General features: G+C 66.1%; 16 protein-coding genes. 6 read left to right on the top strand and 10 right to left on the bottom strand.

What is annotated here, in order from left to right; translation table 11 throughout:
• Nucleotides 1-9 precede the first annotated feature (9 nt).
• On the top strand, nt 10-387 hold the full coding sequence (rplL, locus tag RPR59_RS11900; RefSeq protein ID WP_313914315.1) for a 50S ribosomal protein L7/L12: 378 nt from the start codon (nt 10-12) through the stop codon (nt 385-387).
• Nucleotides 388-492: 105 nt separating this feature from the next.
• Here the strand turns inward: rplL and RPR59_RS11905 are convergent, their stop codons facing one another.
• Nucleotides 493-1731 (bottom strand): hypothetical protein, encoded by a 1239-nt coding sequence (locus RPR59_RS11905; protein WP_313914317.1) that lies wholly within the window; start codon nt 1729-1731, stop codon nt 493-495.
• Between the two features lie 116 nt (nt 1732-1847).
• Nucleotides 1848-2897: a hypothetical protein gene (locus tag RPR59_RS11910; RefSeq protein ID WP_313914319.1), complete on the bottom strand. Its 1050-nt coding sequence runs from the start codon at nt 2895-2897 to the stop codon at nt 1848-1850.
• A 405-nt stretch (nt 2898-3302) separates the two neighbouring features.
• On the opposite strand from RPR59_RS11910, the gene rpoB reads away from it, so the two are divergent.
• Both rpoB and rpoC read left to right on the top strand, forming a co-directional pair.
• Entirely contained in the window at nt 3303-7460 is a 4158-nt protein-coding gene (gene rpoB, locus RPR59_RS11915) for a DNA-directed RNA polymerase subunit beta (RefSeq protein WP_313914321.1), read from the top strand.
• A gap of 74 nt (nt 7461-7534) precedes the next feature.
• Entirely contained in the window at nt 7535-11824 is a 4290-nt protein-coding gene (rpoC, locus tag RPR59_RS11920; RefSeq protein WP_313914323.1) for a DNA-directed RNA polymerase subunit beta', read from the top strand.
• A gap of 90 nt (nt 11825-11914) precedes the next feature.
• On the opposite strand, the gene RPR59_RS11925 is transcribed toward rpoC, so the two are convergent.
• Nucleotides 11915-12115 carry a hypothetical protein gene (locus RPR59_RS11925; protein WP_313914326.1) on the bottom strand — a complete coding sequence of 67 codons (201 nt, stop codon included), beginning with the start codon at nt 12113-12115 and terminating at the stop codon, nt 11915-11917.
• A 92-nt stretch (nt 12116-12207) separates the two neighbouring features.
• Between RPR59_RS11925 and RPR59_RS11930 the strand changes: the two genes are divergently transcribed.
• Nucleotides 12208-12675, top strand: coding sequence for a hypothetical protein (locus RPR59_RS11930; RefSeq protein WP_313914328.1), 468 nt, complete (start codon nt 12208-12210; stop codon nt 12673-12675).
• A 78-nt stretch (nt 12676-12753) separates the two neighbouring features.
• Here the strand turns inward: RPR59_RS11930 and RPR59_RS11935 are convergent, their stop codons facing one another.
• The 4 genes from RPR59_RS11935 to modA all read right to left on the bottom strand — a co-directional run bounded on the left by RPR59_RS11935 (nt 12754) and on the right by modA (nt 17159).
• Complete coding sequence (locus tag RPR59_RS11935; protein WP_313914330.1) at nt 12754-14991, bottom strand: glycoside hydrolase family 3 N-terminal domain-containing protein; 2238 nt, start codon at nt 14989-14991, stop codon at nt 12754-12756.
• A gap of 104 nt (nt 14992-15095) precedes the next feature.
• A complete protein-coding gene (locus RPR59_RS11940) occupies nt 15096-15716 on the bottom strand; it encodes an ATP-binding cassette domain-containing protein (RefSeq protein WP_313914332.1) in 621 nt (206 codons plus the stop codon).
• Nucleotides 15706-16395 (bottom strand): molybdate ABC transporter permease subunit, encoded by a 690-nt coding sequence (gene modB, locus RPR59_RS11945; RefSeq protein WP_313914334.1) that lies wholly within the window; start codon nt 16393-16395, stop codon nt 15706-15708. The genes RPR59_RS11940 and modB overlap by 11 nt, the downstream gene beginning before the upstream one ends.
• Nucleotides 16395-17159 (bottom strand): molybdate ABC transporter substrate-binding protein, encoded by a 765-nt coding sequence (modA, locus tag RPR59_RS11950; protein WP_313914335.1) that lies wholly within the window; start codon nt 17157-17159, stop codon nt 16395-16397. Before modA ends, modB begins: the two co-directional genes overlap by 1 nt.
• 92 nt (nt 17160-17251) lie before the next feature.
• On the opposite strand from modA, the gene RPR59_RS11955 reads away from it, so the two are divergent.
• Nucleotides 17252-18571 carry an alginate export family protein gene (locus RPR59_RS11955; protein WP_313914338.1) on the top strand — a complete coding sequence of 440 codons (1320 nt, stop codon included), beginning with the start codon at nt 17252-17254 and terminating at the stop codon, nt 18569-18571.
• A 15-nt stretch (nt 18572-18586) separates the two neighbouring features.
• Here the strand turns inward: RPR59_RS11955 and RPR59_RS11960 are convergent, their stop codons facing one another.
• Nucleotides 18587-18913: a phasin family protein gene (locus tag RPR59_RS11960; protein WP_313914340.1), complete on the bottom strand. Its 327-nt coding sequence runs from the start codon at nt 18911-18913 to the stop codon at nt 18587-18589.
• Nucleotides 18914-19051: 138 nt separating this feature from the next.
• Between RPR59_RS11960 and RPR59_RS11965 the strand changes: the two genes are divergently transcribed.
• Nucleotides 19052-19693: an SCO family protein gene (locus RPR59_RS11965; protein ID WP_313914342.1), complete on the top strand. Its 642-nt coding sequence runs from the start codon at nt 19052-19054 to the stop codon at nt 19691-19693.
• 9 nt (nt 19694-19702) lie between these two features.
• Here RPR59_RS11965 and RPR59_RS11970 read toward each other — a convergent pair whose 3' ends face one another.
• The gene (locus RPR59_RS11970; protein WP_313914344.1) at nt 19703-20668 is read right to left on the bottom strand and encodes a cytochrome c oxidase assembly protein; all 966 of its coding nucleotides are present in this window, start codon (nt 20666-20668) and stop codon (nt 19703-19705) included.
• A 417-nt stretch (nt 20669-21085) separates the two neighbouring features.
• The gene (gene lepA, locus RPR59_RS11975; protein ID WP_313914346.1) at nt 21086-22882 is read right to left on the bottom strand and encodes a translation elongation factor 4; all 1797 of its coding nucleotides are present in this window, start codon (nt 22880-22882) and stop codon (nt 21086-21088) included.
• Between the last annotated feature and the right edge of the window lie 217 nt (nt 22883-23099).

Consider the following 23099-nt stretch of genomic DNA (forward strand, 5'->3'; position numbering starts at 1 on the left):
GTTTTGAACATGGCTGACCTGAATGCGCTGGTGGACCAGCTTTCCGAACTGACCGTCCTCGAGGCGGCCGAGCTTTCCACGATGCTCGAAGAGAAGTGGGGCGTTTCCGCCGCTGCCGCCGTTGCGGCTGCGCCTGCCGCCGGCGGTGGCGCCGGTGCCCCGGCCGAAGAGGCCAAGGACGAGTTCGACGTGATCCTCACCGGCGACGGTGGCAAGAAGATCAACGTCATCAAGGAAGTCCGCGCCATCACCGGCCTGGGCCTGACCGAAGCCAAGGCGCTCGTCGAAGGCGCGCCGAAGCCCGTCAAGGAAGGCGTGAACAAGGAAGAGGCCGAGAAGCTGAAGAAGCAGATCGAGGAAGCCGGCGGCACCGTCGAGCTGAAGTAATCCCGGTCGCTGCACGCAAGCGGCAGCTTCTGACGAACAAAGGGGGCGGCTCTTCGCAGGGCCGCCCCCTTTTTTCGAGACCCTTTCTTTTGAGTTTTTCGAGGCTCAGGCCGGCACGCGCAATCGGTGCGGCCGCGCCTCGACCCGGTCATGGACCTGTGGTCCGCGATCGAGGAACAGCGGCCCCAGCTTCTCGCTGCCCTCGCGCCGCACGCCCAGCATGGCGACCATCGTCACCTGCCCGTCCCCGCCGCCGCGATAGCGAACATCCACCACGATCACCGGAATGCAATATGGCCGGCCGCGCGCCTCCAGCCTGTGCGCTCGGGCCAGCGGCAATGTCAGCCGCGATTCGATACGCTTTCCGCCGCCCGGTGCGATGGTCGAGCGTTGCAGATACGGCGCCGGCGGCTGATGCAGCAGTTGCTCCAGCTCGGCATCCCGGTCGGGATGGACCGTCCGCAGCCACGCGGCCACCGTCACATCCTCCGCCGGAACGCCGCCCGGATTGTGGACCGTCAGGACGAACTCGGCGAACGCCTCTCGTCCATCCGATCCGATCCGGCGCGGCTCCACGGCGACGCGGAGCGGTTCGACCGCCGCGGACGCTCCCGGCGCTGGCGGGACCGGCGTGCGCGCTGGCGCGACCGGCATCGGCGGCTCCGGTCGCTGCGGCGGCGCAGCGACGGCTTCCGCCGCGTCGCCGGCCCGATCTTTCCGGCCACGCCGGCGCAACCGAGCGAACAGGAGGCCGGCGCCACCGATCAGAACCAGGATTGCAAGCGCCGGCCACAGCCAGGCCCTTCCTTCGTCTGCCGGCGCCTCCCCTACCCGTTCGGCAGCGGCACCGGCGTCCGCCGCCGGCGGCGTTGGTGTCGGTGTCGGCGTCGCGGGGATCGCCGCCTCCGTCGCTCGCTCCGGCGGTGCCGGCGTTGCGCCCGGCGTGGGGGACGGAGCGGGCGCAGGACGGGGCGTCGGCGTTTCGGCGGCGGGGCGGGATGCGGGTGTCGGACGCGGCGTTGGGGTCGACGTCGGCGTGACGCTGGGGCGAATGGCGGGCGGCTGCACCGAAGGCTCCACCGGCGTACCCGGCGTGGGTGTGGGCGTGGGAGTAGGAGTAGGAGTAGGAGTAGGGATGGAATAGAAGGTAACGCCCGGATCGATATAGGTCGGCGTCGGCGTGCCGCGCGGGGTCGGGCTTGGCGTCGGTTCCGGTGGCGGGATCCGGGTGACGGGCGGAATGTCGCTGAGCGAACCGCGTTCCTGCCCATGCGCGCCGCCGACCAAAGCGCCGGCGGACGTGAGCAGGAGCAGAAAGCGGACAGAACGGATACGCGAACGCATCGCGCCCCCATAACGGCTTGCCGGGGCGATGCGGTATGCCTCGCCGAACCAATGCGACGAAACGGCCCGCCGCGACGATGAACCGTCGCGACGGGCCGGCTTGTGCTCGGCGCGGATCAGCCGTTGCCGAATGCGGGGCGCATTCCGCCATGCGTCCAGCCGGTGGATTTGGTCGCCCCCCGCGTCTCCGCAGGTTCGGCGGTCGCAGCGTGTTGCGACGGCACCCGTTCCCGCGACCAGGGCATGTCGGACGGGCGGTTCGCCGCCTCGGCTACAAGGCGTTCCCTTCGATCGTAGAACCGGGCGCGGGCGATCCGCTTCCTGCGGGTCAGGAACGGATTGTCGGGTGTCGGGCCGCGCTCGGCCGCACGTTCGTGCCGGCCGGGTTCGCCATTGCGCCGCATCGTCGCGGCGGCCGCCACCGGACGCGGCGGCATGGCCGGGGCGGACTCGCGCCCGACGGCCGGATCGGCGGCGGGCACCGGCGCTTCGGCCGGTTGCGTCGCATATGCCGGCGCCTGCCCGTCAATCGTGTTCGATTCCGGCGACCGGCGACGGCGCGACATGAGGAAGGCCCCGCCGGCGATCACGACGGCAAGCCCTGCCAGCCCGATCCACAGCAGGTTGGCGTTGGGCACCGCGACATTCTCGGCCACCGGCGTCGGGCCGGTCGCGGAGGGCGCGGCCGATTCAGGCGGCACGGACTGCGGCGACCCGGCCGGCGGGGGTGCGGCAACAGTCGCACGCCTGTCCACCGCCGCCGAGGGCGCAGCATCCGGGGCCGAAGCCGGCGCAGCATCGAGGCGCGAAGCGCTCGCGCTCGTCACCTCCGGCGCGGAGCGGGCCTGCACCCGAGCCGCCTGCCGTTCGGCAGTCTCTTTCGCTGCGACCTCTTCCGCTGCCGCCTGCGCCAGCGCGCGCGGATCGACCGGAACGGCATCTGCGGACGCGGCGCGATCTGCCTGTTCGGCCGATGTGCCGACCGCCGCGGAAACCGACGCCGAAGGCTGCACGGTCGGCGCGGCCTGCGACGCCGGATCTTGTGAAGCCGGCTGTTCCGCCGGCTGGACCAGCGGCGATTGCGTCGATGAAGGCGGCGTAATCGTCTGCAGGTCCTGGGCTGCCGCCGAGGCGGCGAAACCAGCGAGCGCGGCAATCATCGCCACGCCGGCCAGATACGAGCTTTTTGTTGACTGTGTCATAGCCGCAACAAAAAGGACGATGTCGCTCCGCGTTCCGGCTGCGGCCGGAAATGCGGATGAACCGGTCGTGCCGGACGACGAAATTCCGCTGTTTATCGCCGGTTCATGCTACGTTTAGCTGGCGTTCAGCCTCCGCCGTGGGCATTTGACAGACGCTGCGCGCGCACCTATATGCAGTCTCCAATTCGGTGATCGGGAAATGGTGCGTCGTCGCGCAACGTACCATAAGGATGGATCACCAGAGTTCCGACAGACGCTCGAAGCTGCAGTTTCCGGAAGCGGGGACGTGCAGTTTTTCGCGTCTTTCGCGTGCCTGAACCCGGGGGCGACCGGGAAACGAGTTCTGACGCAAGCGAGGCGACCACATCCATGGCAACCAAGGCAATCGAACGCGGAACGGCGAAGCGCCGCATCCGCAAGATCTTCGGTGATATTCACGAAGTCGTGCAGATGCCGAACCTGATCGAGGTTCAGCGCGAATCCTATGAGCAGTTCCTGCGCTCGGACCCGGCCATCGACTATGTTTCCGGGCTGGAAAAGACGCTGCGCAGCGTCTTCCCGATCCGCGATTTCGCCGGCACGGCGGAACTCGACTTCGTCAATTACGAACTGGAAGATCCCAAGTTCGATACCGAGGAATGCCGGCAGCGCGGCATCACCTATGCCGCGCCGATGCGCGTCACGCTGCGCCTGATCGTCTTCGAGGTCGATCCCGATACCGAGGCCAAGTCGGTCCTCGATATCAAGGAGCAGGACGTCTATATGGGCGACATGCCGCTGATGACGTCGAACGGGACGTTCATCATCAACGGCACCGAGCGCGTCATCGTCAGCCAGATGCACCGCTCGCCGGGCGTCCTGTTCGACCATGATCGCGGCAAGACCCATGCCTCGGGCAAATATCTCTTCGCCGCGCGCGTGATCCCCTATCGCGGTTCGTGGCTCGACTTTGAATTCGACGCCAAGGACATCGTCAACGTCCGGATCGACCGCAAGCGCAAGCTGCCGGTGACCACGCTGCTCTATGCGCTGGGCCTCAGCTCGGAAGAGATCCTCAACCACTTCTACAACACCGTCGCCTATGAGCGCGGCGAAGGCGGCTGGAAGATTCCGTTCGCGCCGGAGAACTGGCGCGGCCAGAAGCCGGCGTTCGACATCGTCGACGCCTCTTCGGGCGAAGTCGTCTTCCCCGCCGGGCAGAAGATCAGCCCGCGTGCGGCCAACAAGGCGAAGAAGGACGGGCTGGAAACGCTGCTCATCCCGACCGAAGAGATTTACGGCCGTTATTCGGCCTATGACCTGATCAACGAAAAGACCGGCGAGATCTATATCGAGGCGGGCGACGAGGTGTCGGCCGAAAATCTCGAAAAGCTCGACCAGGCCGGTTTCGATCACGTCGAACTGCTCGACATCGATCATGTCTCCACCGGTCCGTGGATCCGCAACACGATGAAGGCGGACAAGGCCGAGGAGCGCGAGCAGGCGCTGGCCGATATCTACCGCGTCATGCGCCCGGGCGAGCCGCCGACGCTGGAAACGGCCGAAGCGCTGTTCGGCGGCCTGTTCTTCGATCCCGAGCGCTACGACCTGTCGGCCGTGGGCCGCGTGAAGCTCAACATGCGCCTCGACCTCGATGCCGAGGACACGGTGACGACGCTTCGCACCGAGGACATTCTCGCCGTCGTCAAGACGCTGGTCGGTCTGAAGGACGGCAAGGGCGAAGTCGACGATATCGACAACCTCGCCAACCGCCGCGTCCGTTCGGTGGGCGAGTTGCTGGAAAACCAGTACCGCGTCGGCCTGCTGCGCATGGAGCGTGCGGTGAAGGAGCGCATGTCCTCGGTCGACGTGTCGACCGTCATGCCCAACGACCTGATCAACGCGAAGCCCGCCGTCGCCGCGGTGCGCGAGTTCTTCGGCTCGTCGCAGCTTTCGCAGTTCATGGACCAGACCAATCCGCTGTCGGAAGTCACCCACAAGCGCCGCGTCTCCGCGCTCGGGCCGGGCGGCCTGACGCGTGAGCGCGCCGGCTTCGAGGTTCGCGACGTCCACCCGACGCACTATGGTCGTATCTGCCCGATCGAGACGCCGGAAGGCCCGAACATCGGCCTGATCAACAGCCTCGCGACGTTCAGCCGCGTCAACAAATACGGCTTCATCGAAACGCCGTATCGCAAGGTCGTCGACGGCAAGGCGACGAACGAGGTCGTCTATCTGTCGGCGATGGAAGAGCAGAAGCACACCATCGCCCAGGCGAACGCCGAGCTGAACGAGGACGGCAGCTTCGTCGAGGAGATCATCTCCGCACGGCAGGCCGGCGAGTTCCTGATGGCGATGCGCGACACCATCACCATGATGGACGTGAGCCCCAAGCAGCTTGTGTCGGTCGCGGCCTCGCTCATTCCCTTCCTGGAAAACGACGACGCCAACCGCGCGCTGATGGGATCGAACATGCAGCGCCAGGCGGTGCCGCTCGTTCGTGCCGAGGCGCCGTTCGTCGGCACCGGCATGGAAGAGACGGTGGCGCGCGATTCGGGTGCGGCGATCTCCGCCAAGCGCGGCGGCATCGTCGACCAGATCGACGCCACGCGTATCGTCATCCGGGCGACCGGCGACGTCGATGCGACGGAAAGCGGCGTCGACATCTACACGCTGCAGAAGTTCCAGCGTTCCAACCAGAACACCTGCATCAACCAGCGCCCGCTGGTGAAGGTGGGCGACGTGATCCAGGCCGGCGACATCATCGCCGACGGCCCGTCGACCGAGTTCGGGGAACTGGCGCTGGGCCGCAACGCGCTCGTCGCGTTCATGCCCTGGAACGGCTATAACTACGAGGACTCGATCCTCATTTCCGAACGCATCGTGAAGGACGACGTCTTCACCTCGATCCATATCGAGGAGTTCGAGGTCATGGCCCGCGACACCAAGCTCGGGCCGGAGGACATCACCCGCGACATCCCGAATGTCGGCGAGGAAGCGCTCCGCAACCTCGACGAGGCGGGCATCGTCTATATCGGTGCCGAGGTGGAGCCGGGCGACATCCTGGTCGGCAAGATCACGCCGAAGGGCGAAAGCCCGATGACGCCGGAAGAAAAGCTTCTGCGCGCCATCTTCGGTGAAAAGGCGTCGGACGTTCGCGACACCTCGCTCAAGCTGCCCCCCGGCGTCGCCGGCACGGTGGTCGAGGTCCGCGTCTTCAACCGCCACGGCATCGACAAGGACGAGCGCGCGATGGCGATCGAGCGCGAGGAGATCGAGCGCCTGAAGAAGGACTCGGACGACGAGCGCGCGATCCTCAACCGCGCCACCTGGTCGCGCCTCAAGGAGATGCTGCTCGGCCAGACGGCCACCGCCACGCCCAAGGGCGTGAAGAAGGGCAGCGAGATCACCGAGGAGCTGCTCGACGGCGTCGATCGCCATGAATGGTGGAAGTTCGCGGTCGCGGACGACGCCATGCAGGCCAATCTCGAAGCGGTGAAGGCGCAGTATGACGAGGCGGTGAAGAAGATCCGCGACAAGTTCGAGGATCGCCGCGAGAAGCTGGAGCGGGGCGACGAGCTGCCGCCGGGCGTGCTGAAGATGGTCAAGGTGTTCGTCGCGGTGAAGCGCAAGCTGCAGCCGGGCGACAAGATGGCCGGCCGCCACGGCAACAAGGGCGTCATCAGCCGCATCCTGCCGCAGGAAGACATGCCGTTCCTCGAGGACGGCACCCCGGTCGATCTGGTGCTGAACCCGCTGGGCGTGCCGAGCCGCATGAATGTCGGTCAGATCTTCGAGACGCATCTCGGCTGGGCCGCGCGCGGCCTCGGCCGGCAGGTGGCACAGGCACTGGACGACTGGCGGGAAGCCAATCCCGACGCCCAGCCCGGCAGCGTTCCCGAGCCGGTCAGGGATCGCCTGAAGACGGTCTATGGCGAACAATATCATGCCGATATCGATGCGCGCGAAGGCGGCCAGATCATCGAACTGGCGGAAAATCTCCGCTCGGGCGTCCCGATGGGCACGCCGGTCTTTGACGGTGCGCGTGAAGCGGACGTCGCCGACATGCTCGAACTGGCCGGGCTCGACCGGTCGGGTCAGGCGACGCTGTTCGACGGCCGCACCGGCGAGGCGTTCGACCGCAAGGTGACCGTCGGCTACATCTATATGCTGAAGCTGCACCATCTGGTGGACGACAAGATCCACGCGCGCTCGATCGGGCCGTACAGCCTCGTCACCCAGCAGCCGCTGGGCGGCAAGGCGCAGTTCGGCGGGCAGCGCTTCGGCGAGATGGAGGTCTGGGCGCTCCAGGCTTACGGCGCCGCCTACACGCTGCAGGAGATGCTGACGGTGAAGTCCGACGACGTGGTCGGCCGCACCAAGGTCTATGAGGCGATCGTCAAGGGCGACGACACCTTCGAGGCCGGCATCCCCGAAAGCTTCAACGTGCTCGTCAAGGAAATGCGCAGCCTCGGCCTCAACGTCGAACTGGGCAATCACGACGAAGGCGACGAAGACGGAGACGCCCCGGCGATCGCCGCCGAATAGGCCGTCGCACTCCGCTTGCCAGCTATCCCTCCCCTAACCCCTCCCCCTCGCGGGAGGGGAATTGGAGCCAAGACATGAACGAACTGACCAATTTCGCGAACCCGGTGGCCAAGCCGGAAACCTTCGACCAGATCCAGATCGGCATCGCCAGCCCCGAGCGCATCCGGTCCTGGTCGTTCGGCGAGATCAAGAAGCCCGAGACGATCAACTACCGCACGTTCAAGCCCGAGCGTGACGGCCTGTTCTGCGCGCGCATTTTTGGTCCGATCAAGGATTACGAGTGCCTGTGCGGCAAGTACAAGCGCATGAAGTACAAGGGCATCGTCTGCGAAAAGTGCGGCGTGGAGGTCACCGTCTCCAAGGTCCGTCGTGAGCGGATGGGCCATATCGAGCTGGCCGCACCGGTCGCGCACATCTGGTTCCTGAAATCGCTGCCCAGCCGCATCGGCCTGCTGCTCGACATGCAGTTGAAGCAGCTCGAGCGCGTGCTGTATTTCGAAGCCTATATCGTGATCGAGCCCGGCCTGACGCCGCTCGAAAAGTTCCAGCTCCTCACCGAGGACGAACTGCTCGAAGCGCAGGACGAATATGGCGAAGACGCGTTTTCGGCCGGCATCGGCGCCGAGGCCGTCAAGCAGATGCTGATGGAACTCGACCTGGAGGCCGAGCGCGAGGATCTGCTCAAGGAACTGTCCGAGACGAAGTCCGAACTGAAGCCGAAGAAGATCATCAAGCGGCTGAAGGTCGTCGAGAGCTTCATCGAATCCGGCAACCGCCCGGAATGGATGATCCTCGACATCGTGCCGGTCATCCCGCCCGAGTTGCGCCCGCTCGTCCCGCTTGATGGCGGCCGCTTCGCGACGTCGGACCTGAACGACCTGTATCGCCGCGTCATCAACCGCAACAACCGTCTGAAGCGCCTCATGGAGCTGCGCGCGCCGGACATCATCGTCCGCAACGAAAAGCGCATGCTGCAGGAATCGGTCGATGCGCTGTTCGACAACGGTCGTCGCGGCCGCACCATCACCGGCGCCAACAAGCGTCCGCTGAAGTCGCTTTCCGACATGCTCAAGGGCAAGCAGGGCCGCTTCCGGCAGAACCTGCTCGGCAAGCGCGTCGACTATTCGGGTCGTTCGGTCATCGTGACCGGGCCTGAGCTGAAATTGCACCAGTGCGGCCTGCCCAAGAAGATGGCGCTCGAGCTGTTCAAGCCGTTCATCTATGCCCGGCTCGACGCCAAGGGTCTGTCCATGACCCTGAAGCAGGCGAAGAAGTGGGTCGAGAAGGAGCGCAAGGAAGTCTGGGACATCCTTGACGAAGTCATTCGCGAGCACCCGGTCCTCCTCAACCGCGCGCCGACGCTCCACCGCCTCGGCATCCAGGCGTTCGAACCGGTGCTGATCGAGGGCAAGGCGATCCAGCTTCACCCGCTGGTCTGCTCGGCGTTCAACGCCGATTTCGATGGCGACCAGATGGCCGTGCACGTACCGCTGAGCCTCGAGGCGCAGTTGGAAGCGCGCGTCCTGATGATGTCGACCAACAACATCCTTTCGCCGGCGAACGGCAAGCCGATCATCGTGCCGTCGCAGGATATGGTGCTGGGCCTCTATTACATCACGATGGAAAAGGAGGGTGAACCCGGCGAGGGCATGATCCTTTCCGACATCGCGGAGGTCCATCAGGCGCTCGATTCCGGCGCGGTGACGCTGCACTCGAAGATCACGGCACGCGTGCCGCAGACCGACGAGGACGGCAACACCTACATGAAGCGGTATCAGACCACGCCGGGCCGTATGCTGCTGGGCGAAAAGCTGCCCAGGACGCACAAGGTGCCCTACGAGATCATCAATCGCCTCCTCACCAAGAAGGATGTCGGCGACGTGATCGACGAGGTCTATCGCCACACCGGCCAGAAAGAGACCGTGCTGTTCGCCGACGGCATTATGACGCTTGGCTTCCAGCATGCGTTCAAGGCCGGCATCTCGTTCGGCATGGATGACATGATCATCCCCGGCGCCAAGGAAAAGCTGGTCGACGAGACCCGCGAGCAGGTGAAGGATTACGAGCAGCAATATCAGGACGGCCTGATCACGCAGCAGGAAAAGTACAACAAGGTGATCGACGCCTGGAGCCGCTGCGGCGATCAGGTGGCGGGCGCCATGATGGACGAGATCAAGGCGGTCAAGAAGTATGAGGACGGCCCGATGGCCGGCCGCGAGAAGCCGATCAATTCGATCTACATGATGGCGCACTCCGGTGCGCGTGGCAGCCAAGCGCAGATCAAGCAGCTTGCGGGCATGCGCGGCCTGATGGCCAAGCCGTCGGGCGAGATCATCGAGACGCCGATCATCTCGAACTTCAAGGAAGGCCTGACCGTCCTCGAATACTTCAACTCCACCCACGGCGCCCGCAAGGGTCTGGCCGACACCGCGCTCAAGACGGCGAATTCGGGCTATCTGACCCGCCGTCTGGTCGATGTCAGCCAGGACTGCGTCATCGTCGAGAGCGATTGCGGCACGGAACGTTCGCTGGAGATGAAGGCGATCGTCCAGGGCGGCAGCACCATCGCCTCGCTGGGTGAGCGTATTCTCGGCCGCACCACGGCGGAGGACATCGTCGATGCCAAGACCGACGAGGTCGTCATCCCGTCCGGCACCCTGCTGGACGAACCGATGGTGGCGAAGATCGACGGTCTGGGCATCCAGTCCGTGAAGATCCGCTCGCCGCTGGTGTGCGAAGCCAAGATCGGCGTCTGCGGCAAATGCTACGGCCGTGACCTTGCTCGCGGCACGCCGGTGAATATCGGCGAGGCGGTCGGCGTCATCGCGGCGCAGTCGATCGGCGAGCCGGGTACGCAGCTCACGATGCGGACCTTCCACATCGGCGGTGCGGCACAGCTCAACGAGCAGTCCAACCTCGAAGCGCCGGCCGACGGCAAGATCGAGTATCGCGATCTCCGCATCATCGAGGACTCGCGGGGCCGCAAGGTCTGCATCTCGCGCTCGGGCGAACTCGCCATCCTCGATACCGAGGGCCGCGAGCGGGCGGTGCATCGCATTCCCTATGGCGCCACGCTGATCTTCAACGACGGGCACGTCGTCGAAAAGGGCGACCGGATGGCCGAATGGGATCCGTTCACCGCGCCGGTCATCACCGAAACGGGCGGCACGGTGAAGTTCCAGGACCTCATCGAGAACAAGACGCTGACCGAGCAGGTCGACGAAGCGACGGGCATCACCCAGCGCGTCGTCACCGAATACCGCGCCCCGACGCGGTCCAAGGAAGACCTGCGGCCGCGCATCACGCTGCTCGACGAGAATTCGGGCGAGGCCGCACGCTATATGCTGCAGCCGGGCACGGTGATCTCGGTCGACGACGGTGCCACGGTGCAGGCCGGCGATGTCGTCGCGCGTGTCGCTCGCGAATCCGCGAAGACCCGCGACATCACCGGCGGTCTGCCGCGTGTCGCGGAGCTGTTCGAGGCGCGCAAGCCGAAGGAAAATGCGATCATCGCCAAGGTCTCGGGCCGCGTCGTGTTCGGCAAGGACTACAAGGCCAAGCGCAAGATCGGCATCCAGCCCGAGGATGGCGGCGATCTGGTCGAGTATCTGGTGCCCAAGTCGAAGGTGATCGACGTTCAGGAAGGCGACTACGTCAAGCGTGGCGACAACCTGATCGGTGGTTCGCCCGATCCGCACGACATTCTGGAAGTCCTCGGTATCGAGGCGCTGGCCGAATATCTGGTCAGCGAGATCCAGGAGGTTTACCGGTTGCAGGGCGTGAAGATCAACGACAAGCACATCGAGGTGATCGTTCGCCAGATGCTGCAGAAGGTCGAGATCACCGACGGCGGCGACACCACGCTGCTGCCGGGCGAGCAGGTCGATCGCGACGAAATGGATGCGGTCAACGCCAAGCTCGCCAAGAACGAGCAGCCCGCCCAGGGCAAGCCCGTTCTGCTGGGCATCACCAAGGCCAGCCTGCAGACGCGCAGCTTCATCTCGGCTGCGTCGTTCCAGGAAACCACCCGCGTCCTCACCGATGCGGCGGTTCAGGGCAAGCAGGACGCGCTGACCGGCTTGAAGGAAAACGTCATCGTCGGGCGGCTGATCCCGGCGGGAACCGGTGCGGGGATGAACCGCGCCCGTATCGCCGCCAACAGCCGCGATGCAGCGCTTCGCGCCCAGCAGCGCAAGCTGCAGGAAGCCCTGATCGCGGCCGAAAGCGCCGAACAGGAGCATGAGGCAGAACTGGCGCAGGACCCGGTCGATGCGACCGTGACCGCCGATGCGCTCGAAAATGTCGAAACGTCGGGCGACGGGTCCGACGAAGCCGCCGGCGAGTATCTGAACAAGGAGGACTGATCCTCCCGCCGTTCAGGCATGAAAGCGAGAAACCGCCGTCCGGGATGCCGGGCGGCGGTTTTCTTTCGTCCGGGTCGGCGGAGCCGCCGCTCAGTCCGGCGGAAGGCGGGTCAGCCCCTTCTCCACCGCCTCGTTTTCGCCCTTGTCGAGCTTCTCCAGCGCGTCCGCCCGGTCTTCACTGGCGGGGGTGCGAACGTCATCGTCCCGCCCGTGCGCGCCCGCATCGTCTCCTGCCTCCAGCGGCTTCTTCTTCTCGTCCGTCACGGTGTCCTCCTCGACCGCCAAACGCATGGCTGCACCCGAAAGATCACCGCCGTCATCATGGAACCCCGGCGGCCCCGTCGCGCGTTCGACAGGCGACTGCTGATCTGAAAGGACGATCCATGCGCATTACCACGGCCGGCATCATCGGCGGCATCGTCGGCGGGCTGGGGATGACGGCCATCATGCTCGCCGAGCGCAAGGCCGGCGCGCAGCATCCGACCCCGGCCAGGGAATCGGAAGACCGGGCCGACCGCGCGGCCGATAGGCCCCGGCACATCGACACCGGTCGCGCCACGGTGCTGGAGGAGGCGAACCACGTCGCCGCATCGGCGGCCTTCGGCGCGGGCTATGCCGCGATGCGCAGCTACCTGCCCCGCCTGCCCGCGCCCGGCACCGGCGCCGCGTACGGCGCCGGTCTCTATGCCGCGAACATCGTTGCCGCCGCGCCCGTTTTCGAACGCACCGGAAACGCGCGCAAAGTACGGCTACGGGTCGCGGCGACGCGGATCGGCCTCCACCTGCTGTTCGGTGTCGGAACCGCCGTCATCACCGCGGCGCTGCACCAGGAGCGCGAAAGGACGATCTAGCAGCGGGCTCGATCAGCCTTGGACACTGCTGTTATCATGTGTCCCCGCGAAGGCGGGAGCACAAAGACCAGCGTCCCTCTAGCTGGGACCGGACAGGCGGAACCGCGCCGTCGCCTCCGCATTCGAACTGTCGCCGATATAGATGTCGTAATCGCCCGGCTCCGTCCCCCAGGTCCGGTCGCGCCGCATGAAGGCAAGGTCGTCCGGTGTCAGCGTGAACGTCACCTCGCGCGCCTCGCCCGGCGCCAGCTCGACGCGCTCGAAACCCTTCAGGCGCCGCACCGGGCGGCTGACGCTCGCCAGGCGATCATGGACATAGAGTTGCGCCACCGTGGCGCCGGCGCGCCTGCCGGTGTTCTCGACCCGCGTCGTGACCCGCAACGTCCCGCCGGGCGACAGCGTTTCGCCCGACAGCCGCGGAGCGCCATAATCGAAGCTGGTATAGCTGAGCCCGTGGCCGAAGGGGTAGAGCGGCGCATTGACCAGATCGACGTAGCGGCTCGTATAGACCTCGTCGATCGCCCCCGGTCGCCCGGTCGGAAGGTGATCGTAGGAGATCGGCACCTGCCCCAATGCGCGGGGAAAGGTGACGGGCAGCTTGCCCGAGAAATTGGCGTCGCCGAACAACAGATCGGCCAGGGCAGTGCCGCCCTGTTCGCCCGGCACCCAGATGTCGACAATGGCATTCGCGTTCTCATCGAGCCAGGACAGATCGAGCGCGCGCCCGCTCGAAAACACCGCGACGACCGGCTTGCCGGTGGCGATCACCGCCCTGGCAAGCTCCAGTTGGCGGCCCGGCAGGTCGATCGACGCGCGGCTGTCGCCCTCGCCGATCATGTCGTCGCTTTCGCCCAGCACCAGCACCGTGACGTCGCACTGCTCGGCCAGCGCCACCGCGCCCGCGATATCGGCGCCCTCGTCGCCTTTCACCGGCACGCCCATGGCATGGCGCACGGTCACGCGCTCGCCGGCCACCCGGCGCAGGCCGTCCAGCATCGTCACGACATTCTCGCTGCGGCCCAGCGCCGGCATCGTGCCCAGCATGTTCCGCTGATCATCGGCAAGCGGGCCGATCACGGCGATCGCGCCGCTGCGCGCGAGCGGCAGCACACCATCGTTCTTCAGCAGCACCATCGCCTGTCGCGCCGCCTCGCGCGCCTGTTCGCGGTGCGCCGCCTTCCACGGCTGCTGATTGGACAGGCGCGCATTACCATAGCGGAAGGGGTCGTCGAGCAGGCCGAGCTTGGCCTTGGCCGTCAGCACCCGGCGCACCGCGGAGTCGACCTCGGCTTCCTTCAGGCGCCCGCTGCGGACCAGTCCGGGCAGCTCGGCGGCGTAGGTGCCGCTGTGCAGATCGACGTCGACGCCGGCGCGAAGCGCCTGCGCGGCGGCGTCGGCGGGATCGGCGGCGACGCCGTGCGTCACCAGTTCGAGGACGGCGTCGTAATCGGATACGATCACCCCGTCCCATCCCCATCGTTCGCGCAGCACGCCCGTTAGCAATTCCCGGCTCGACGTGACCGGTACGCCGTCGAGCGTGTTGAACGCGGCCATGACCGATCCGATGCCCGCGTCGCATGCCGCCTTGAACGGCGGCAGATAAATATCGCGGAACTCCCGCTCGGGAATGTTGACGCTGTTATAGTCGCGTCCCGCCTGCACGCCGCCATAGCCGGCGAAATGCTTGGCGGTCGCCAGCATCGTGTCGGGCGCGGACAGGTCGTCGCCCTGGAAACCGCGCACCTGCGCCACCGCCATCACGCTGCCCAGATAGGGGTCCTCGCCCGCGCCTTCCGTCATGCGCCCCCAGCGCGGATCGCGCGCGATGTCGAGCATCGGGCTGAACGTCCAGGTCACGCCGTGGGCGGTCGCCTCCGTCGCGGCCGAGCGATGCACCTGCCGGACGAGTTCGGGATTCCACGTCGCGGCGAGCGCCAGCGGCACCGGATATTCGGTGGTGAACCCGTGCGCGGTATCGCCGCAATACCAGATCGGCACCTTCGACGGCGATTGGGTGGCGAGCTGCTGCGTCTTGCGCGTAAAGCTTTCGAGGTGAATGCCCGGAATGGCGCCGACGGTGATGATCCCGTTGGTCCCGCCCAGCCCGGCGCGGACATATTCCTCGAACTTCGGATGGTCGTCGCCGATCACGCAAAGCTGCAGCGCCTTTTCCTCCAGCGACATCCCCGCGATGATCGATTCGACCTTGTCGCGGCGGCGCGCCTGCTCGGCTTGTGCGCGCGCGATCGGCGGCAGAACGGTAAAGCTGGCGAGCAGCCCGAGCGACCCAGCGAAGCGGCGGCGGCTGACAGTCATGGCATCCCCTCATGTAACCGGTTACAGTATTGCCCCCGTCCTAGCCCGGATTTGCCGGCAAGCCCATAGCCTGTGCCGATTTTCGAGAGCCGGCGTTGCGCGCTTCACATCCCGACGATGCGCGTCGCCAGACGTTCGGCCTCTTCGTGATCGTGCGTCACCATCAGCATGGGCATGTCCAGTTGGTCGCGCATCCGCTCGATCACGACCATGATCTCTTCCCGGCGCGCGCGGTCCAGCGAGGATAGCGGCTCGTCGAGCAACAGGAAGGCGGGATTGGACAGCATCGCCCGGCCGATCGCCACGCGCCGCGCCTCGCCGCCCGATAGGGTATGCGGCGCCCGGTCGAGCAGATGGCCGATGCCCAGCACCTCGATCAGCGTATCGTCGGATATCGCGCCGCCACCCTCCCCCCGGCGGCCGGCGCCGTAATACAGGTTGCGGCGGACGGACATGTGCGGAAACAGCCGCGGTTCCTGAAAGACATAGCCGACGCGGCGCTGCTCGACCGGCACATCGACACCCGTCTCCCCGTCGAACAGCGTGCGACCGGCAACGGCGATGCGGCCGCTACGGGGGCGCAACAGGCCGGCGATCATCGTCAGCACCGATGTCTTGCCGATGCCCGACGGCCCGAACAGCACGGTCAGCCCTTCGCCAGCGGTAAAGCGGCAGGCGATCTCCGCCTCGCCGCGGCGCACGGCGACGTCGACGTCAAAGGACATGCAGGTGCCTTCCGCCGCGCCGGATCAGCAGTTCCGAGGCGACCAGCGCAACCAGCGACAACAGCACCGAAATGGCGGCGAGGTGCAGCACCTCGCTTTCGCTCCCCGGCACCTGGAGCCTGGAATAGATGGCAAGCGGCAGCGTCTGGGTTTCACCGGGAATGTTGGACACGAAAGTGATAGTGGCCCCGAACTCGCCGAGCGCGCGGGCGAAGCCCAGCACCGCGCCGGCCACCACACCGGGCATGCTGAGCGGAAGGGTGACGGTGCGGAACACCCGTCCCGGCCCCGCCCCCAGCGTTCGCGCAGCACTTTCCAGCTTTCGGTCGACGCCCTCGATCGACAGGCGGATCGCCCGGACCATCAGCGGCAGCGCCATGATCGCCGCGGCGATGGCAGCGCCCGTCCAGCGGAACAGCACGGTGCCGCCCATCACCGCCTGAACGACCGCGCCCAGCGGCCCTTCCGGCTTGAACGCGAGCAACAGCATCCAGCCCGTCACCACCGGCGGCAGGACGAGCGGCAGATGCACGATGCCGTCGACCAGCACCTTGCCCGGAAACCGCCCGCGCGCCAGCAGATAGGCGATGGCGAATGCGACCGGGAGCGTGACGAGGATCGCGACGCCGGCGATCTTCAGCGACAGCCCGACGATCCCCCATTGCGCCGGCGACAGCATCAGCGCGGGGTGAAGCCGTAATGCCGGAAGATCGCAGCCGCCCGCTTCGACAGCAGAAAGCGGCGGAACCCTTCCGCATCCGGGTTGGTCGATGTCTTCAACCGCGCGACCGGATAGCGGATCGGCGGATGGCTCGACGCCGGAAACACGCCGGCGATGCGGACCTTGTCCGATGCCCTGGCATCGGTGGCATAGGTGATACCGAACGGCGTGGCCCCGCGTTCCACCAGCGCGAGCGCCGCACGCACATTGTCGGCCTGGGCGACCTTGGGCCGCACCGCATCCCAGATACCCAGGCTCTGCAGCGCCGCCTTGCCGTATTTTCCCGCCGGCACGGCATTGTAGCTCGCCATGGCGATCCTGCCGTCGCCGATCATCCGGGCAAGCGGCGCTCCCTTGCGCAACGTCACCGTCGCGCGGGAATGCGCGGGCGTGATCAACACCAGCCGGTTGGCGAGGAATGTCGCGCGGGTGCCGGGCATCAGCCGGCCGCGCTTCTCCAGATAGTCCATCCACGCCTCATCCGCCGACACGAACAGGTCGGCCGGAGCCCCCGCGGCGGCCTGCCGCGCGAGTGCGGAGCTGCCCGCGAACGAGAGCACCGGACGGGGATGGCCCTGCTTCGCCCAGGCATCGGCGGCCGCGTTCATCGATTCCTGCAGGCTCGCCGCCGCAAGGACCAGCGGACCGCGCCGCGCGGCCGTCGCCGGCCCGGAAACCAGCACGAACAGCGCCAGAATCAGCGCTGCAATCCATTTGCGCATCCTGCGACCTCCGGCAAAGTGCTTGCACTATATTCGATTGTATATAGCTCTCCTCGCAAATGACCATACGCACCGTGCCGCGGAGAAGTTGCTTGCCACGCCGGACCCTTCCCCTGTTTCTCCTCTTCGCCGTCGCAGCGACGCCGGCCCTGGCGCAGGACAAGGGCGGCCTGACCGTCGAGGGAAGCATCCGGGCGCGGTACGAAGCGCTCGACGGCCAGTTCCGTCCGGACGCCGGCGAACACGACGACGCGCTGCTGATACGAAGCGATGTGCTGGCGGAATATCGCACCGGCGGTCTGCGCATCGGTGGCGAGCTGATCGATTCCCGCAGCTATTTCGAGGATCACGACAGCGCGATCGGCACGACGGAGGTAAATGCGCTGGAGCCCGTTCAGGCCTATATCGGCGCCGATCTGTCGGACCGGGCCAGCGTGAAGCTGGGGCGCTTCACCATGGCGCTGGGGTCGCAGCGGCTGGTCGCCCGTGCCCGTTTCCGCAATACCACGAACGCATTCACCGGCGCCCGTTTCGACTGGAAGTCCCACGACGGACTTGCCGCCACCCTGTTCTGGACGATGCCGCAGCGGCGGTTGCCCGACGACGGGGACGGTGTCGGCGACAATGATGTCGAATGGGACGAGGAAGGGTCCGCACGGCAATTCTTCGGCGGCGATGTCCGGCTTTCGGCGGCAGGGGGCCATGTCGAACTCTACGCCTATCGCCTGGCCGAACACGACGCGCCCGGATTCGCCAGCCGCGATCGCAAGCTCTGGACGATCGGCGGACGCTATTTGCGCAAGCCATCGGCCGGCGCTTTCGATTACGATGTGGAGGCGGCATGGCAGAGCGGCACCACCCGCCTTTCGTCGCATCCGGACGATCGCACCGACCGGAGTGTCGACGCCGCTCTACTGCATGCCGGGGTCGGACATAGCTTCGGTGCAAGCTGGGACCCGCGCGTGGCGGTGCTGTTCGACTATGCCAGCGGCGACGGCAGCGGCGAGGGATATGGCCGCTTCGACAGCCTGTTCGGATCGCGCAAGCACGATTTCGGACCGACGAGCCTGTTCGGTCCGGTCAGCCGGTCCAACCTGATCAGTCCCGCGCTGCGCGTGCAGGCGAAACCGGCGGCACGTCTGAGCGTCGATGCCACCGCGCGTCTCCTGTGGCTGGCAAGCGCCACCGACAGCTTCGCCCATAGCGGCGTGCGCGACCCCTCCGGCGCATCGGGCCGTCATGCCGGCACGCAGATCGATGCCGGTATCCGATACTGGCTGATACCGGACCGGCTGTCGCTGGACGGCGGTGCGGCCTTGCTCGCCAAGGGCCGCTTCCTGAAGGAAGCCCCCGCTGCGCCCGGTACCGGCGACACCCATTACGCCTATATTTCGCTGACCGCCTTGCTGTGAGCGGCCTGGCGGCGGTTATTTCCGGCCTGTCATCTGGCTGATGGTGGTTCGGCCGAAATCGGCGATCATCTCCCCGATCTCGCGCGCCTGGCTGACCGATCGGCTGCCCTGTTCGCGAATGAAATCGGACTGGATGCGCATCACCTCGCTCAGATCCTTCGCCTTTGCCGCCTCGCGCATGGCGCGGAAGGCCTCCTGCGTGTTCTGTTCCGCCTGATCGAGCATCCGCATGCTGAGGCGCGATCCCTGGTCCATCATCGCGTTGCCGGTGTCCCGCATGCGGTTCGCGGCGTCGCTGGCGGTGTCGGTCGCGCTGTCGGCGGTCGTCTTCTTCTCGGCCATCTTTTCACTCCTGCGCAGCATCCGGGCGCGGCGTTCCTCGCGCCCGCGTTCCCGGAAGGATCGACGCCCGAACCGGCATGGTGGTTCCCGGCGCGCGCGATGCTTGCTTCGTTTCGTGCCGCGACCTAGGCACGGTCCATGTCGAGCCTGCGCTTTCCCGCAATATCCACGCTCCGCCGCCGGGCCGTCCTGACCGCCTGCATCGGCGCGGCTGTGCTGCTTTCGGCATGTGGCACGGGCGGCGGCGGGTGGCACCATACCGACGTCAGCGGCAACACCCCCGACCTCGCCTTCCGCCTGACCCGCGCAAGCGACGGCAGGACCGTCACCGAACGGGATTATCGCGGCAAGGTCGTGCTGGTCTATTTCGGCTACACCTATTGCCCCGATGTCTGCCCACTCACCCTATCCAACCTCGCCCAGGCCCTGAATCGCATCGATGGCGCCGAAGACCGGGTGCGCGTGCTGTTTATCACGGTGGACCCGGAACGCGATACGCGCGAGACGCTGCGGCAATATACCGCCAATTTCGGCCCCGAGTTCGCCGGCCTGCGCGGCAGCGACAACGCGCTGGCACGGGTCGCGAAGCGATATCGCGTCGCATATTCGGCCGATCCGGCGCCGAACCCGGCCGACTATGTCGTAACCCACTCCTCGGCGGTCTATGCCTTCGACGAAAAAGGCGAGGCCCGCCTGTTGCTCACCGGCTTGTCTGACGGCGATGCCGATATCGACCCCGTAGTTGCCGATCTGAAAAAGCTGATGGCGGGCCAGGACTGAGGACCGCGCTCAGCGCCCGGTCCAGCCCCGGCTTGCCGAACCTTCCGCTCCACCGGCCGGCGGCGCATTTCGTTCTTCCTCCAGCCGCATCAGGTTGAGCACCAGGATCAGCGAGAGGACGCTCATCATCGCCGGCGGAATCCACACGATTAGACCACCGATCCGCTGGTCCGAAAGCGCGTCGATCGACGGATAGATGCGGCCGCACCAGGCGTAGAAGCCGTAAAGGTCGGTGTCGGCGAAGGCGATGACGGCGCCCAGCGCGATCTGCGGAAACATGATGGCGACGCCCATCACCGCCCGCACGGCGAAGCTGTTATGCGCGAGCGCCTTGCCACGGGGATCGAGCACGACCGACCAGAACAGGACGCCGTCGACCACCATCGACCAGTTCATCACCTGATACAGCGCGGGATCGATCATCGCGACGAAGTGCACCGGCGGATAGAGCCACAGGCCGATCAGCCCCAGGAACAGTCCGCATGCGATTTCCGGCTGCTGCATGAATCGCAGGAAGCGTTGGAAGTGACGGTGGTCGAAGGCGCCGCGCAAGGGCTTCGGCAGACCGCGATACAGCACCGGCCAGGGCCAGGCGACCGCGATCAGGAACGGCCCCAGATGATGCATCACCACATGCTGAATGCGGTTCAGGAAGAACATGTGCTGCGCAAGATACTCGAAGCGCGTCTGCAACACCGCCCAAATGACAGCCATGCCGATCGCGAAGAAGCCGATGCGCCACACCGGCTGCGGTGCGCCGCGCAGCCCCCGGACATAGGCCCAGCCCGTCAGCGCATAGGCGGCGTACCAGAGGGCGGAGAAATCCCACGGCGCCCATGCCGGCATGTCCGCGGCACGGTAGCGGCATCCCCACCAGATCAGCAGCCCGAGCGCCACGATCGCGGCGGCGATCCCGGCATTTCGGTCGAGACGAAGACGCGCGGCACGCACGCCGATGGTGACGGCTTCGGGCATGGGATTATGAAGTTCAACTATCGCGTCACGCGGCGACATGCCGCGTCCCGCCCACATAAGGCATTTCCGCCCGCTTTGCGAACCCCGCCGCGCATAGGCGGCGAGACCTGCCGTTCAGGCCGTCCCTCTTCGACGGAAAGCGATCTTATGATGGATGTATGGGTCCCCGCCTTCGCAAAACTGCTGCGACACACCCGTCACCCCGGACTTGTTCCGGGGTCCACCGAGCCACGAACCCGCATAGTGCTGACTTTAGTGCACCGTGGGATGCCGGAACGAGTCCGGCATGACGAAAATGGAAAGCGCACGCCCGCTTTCGCAGAGAGCCCGTCTTCGCAGGACATAAGGGGCTTGTTCGAAGAGGTTGAGCGCCCGCCCCCAGCAGACCGGCCGAAGCCAAATCGCGCCGGGCGCCCCTTACCCCTCATCCCCCATTTTCAGCGCGGCAATGAAGGCTTCCTGCGGGATGGAGACATTGCCATATTCGCGCATCCGCTTCTTGCCTTCCTTCTGCTTTTCCAGCAGCTTGCGCTTGCGCGTGATGTCGCCGCCATAGCATTTCGACGTCACGTCCTTCCTCAGCGCGGCGATCGTCTCGCGCGCGATCACCTTGCCGCCGATCGCCGCCTGGATCGGGATCTTGAACAGGTGGCGCGGGATCAGGTCCTTCAGCCGTTCGCACATGTGACGCCCGCGTGCCTCGGCCTGGCTGCGATGGACGATCATCGACAGCGCATCGACCGGCTCGCCATTGACGAGGATGCTCATCTTGACGAGATCGCCGGGACGATAGCCGACCTGTTCGTAGTCGAAGCTGGCATAGCCGCGGCTGATCGATTTCAGCCGGTCGTAGAAATCGAACACCACCTCGTTCAGCGGCAGTTCGTACGTCACCTGCGCGCGGCCGGAAACATAGGTCAGGTTCTTCTGGATGCCGCGGCGGTCCTGACACAGTTTTAGGATCGGCCCCAGATATTCGTCGGGGACATAGATCATCGCCTTGATCCACGGTTCGGAGATTTCCTCGATCCGGTTCGGATCGGGCATGTCGGCCGGATTGTGCAGTTCGATCCGCCCGCCTTCGTGCGTCAGCTCGATGTCGTAGACGACGCTCGGCGCCGTGGTGATGAGGTCGAGATCATATTCGCGCGTCAGCCGCTCCTGAATGATCTCCAGGTGCAGCAGCCCCAGAAAACCGCAGCGGAAACCGAAGCCCAGCGCGGCCGAACTCTCCGTCTCGAACGTGAAGCTGGCATCGTTCAGCCGCAGCTTGTGAATCGATTCGCGCAGCTTGTCGAAATCGGCGGCGTCGACCGGGAACAGGCCGCAGAATACCACCGGCTGCACTTCCTGATAGCCCGGCAGCGGCTTGTCGGTCGGGCGCTTGGCATCGGTGATGGTGTCGCCGACGGCGGTCTGCGCCACCTCCTTGATCTGCGCGGTGATGAAGCCGATCTCGCCGGTGCCGAGCTGGTCGAGCTGGGTCAGTTTCGGCCGGAAACAGCCGACGCGATCGACCAGATGCGTGGTCCCGGCCTGCATGAACTTGATCTGCTGGCCCTTTTTCAGGGTGCCGTCCTTCACCCGGACCAGGATGACGACGCCCAGATAGGGATCGTACCAGCTATCCACGAGCATCGCCTTCAGCGGCGCGTCGGAATCGCCCTTCGGCGGCGGAATGACGTCGACGATCGCGTCGAGCGTTTCCTCGATCCCGATGCCGGTCTTGGCAGAGGTCAGCACCGCGCCCGAGGCGTCGATGCCGATGATGTCCTCAATCTCCGCCTTCACCTTTTCCGGATCGGCGGCCGGCAGGTCGATCTTGTTGATGACCGGCAGGATTTCGTGATTCTGTTCGACCGACTGATAGACGTTGGCCAGCGTCTGCGCCTCCACGCCCTGCGCCGCGTCCACCACCAGCAACGCGCCCTCGCACGCCGCGAGGCTGCGCGACACCTCATAGGCGAAGTCGACATGGCCCGGCGTGTCCATCAGGTTGAGCGTACAGCCTTTCCATTCCAGCCGCACCGACTGCGCCTTGATGGTGATGCCGCGCTCGCGCTCGATATCCATATTGTCGAGCACCTGCGCCTGCATCTCGCGCTCGCTCAAGCCACCGGTCACCTGGATCAGGCGATCGGCAAGCGTCGACTTGCCATGGTCGATATGGGCGATGATCGAAAAGTTGCGTATCTTGTCGAGGGGCGTGGTCATAGGCGCGCGCGTTAGCACCGCCGCACGCCGGTGCGAAGAGGAGATGCGAGCGTCGCCCCCGCCGGCGGCGAAAAACCGCGTCCGCTCACGCAGGAGCACGGCCCCGCCTCGTCGGGAGCCTCACCCCCTCGGGATGCCCTCCCAATCTCGTCATGCTGAACTCGATTCAGCATCCAGAGCCGTAAGCGCGCCCGGTGCCTCTTTCCTACACATGCTC

Source organism: Stakelama saccharophila (genome assembly GCF_032229225.1).
GTDB lineage: Bacteria > Pseudomonadota > Alphaproteobacteria > Sphingomonadales > Sphingomonadaceae > Sphingomonas > Sphingomonas saccharophila.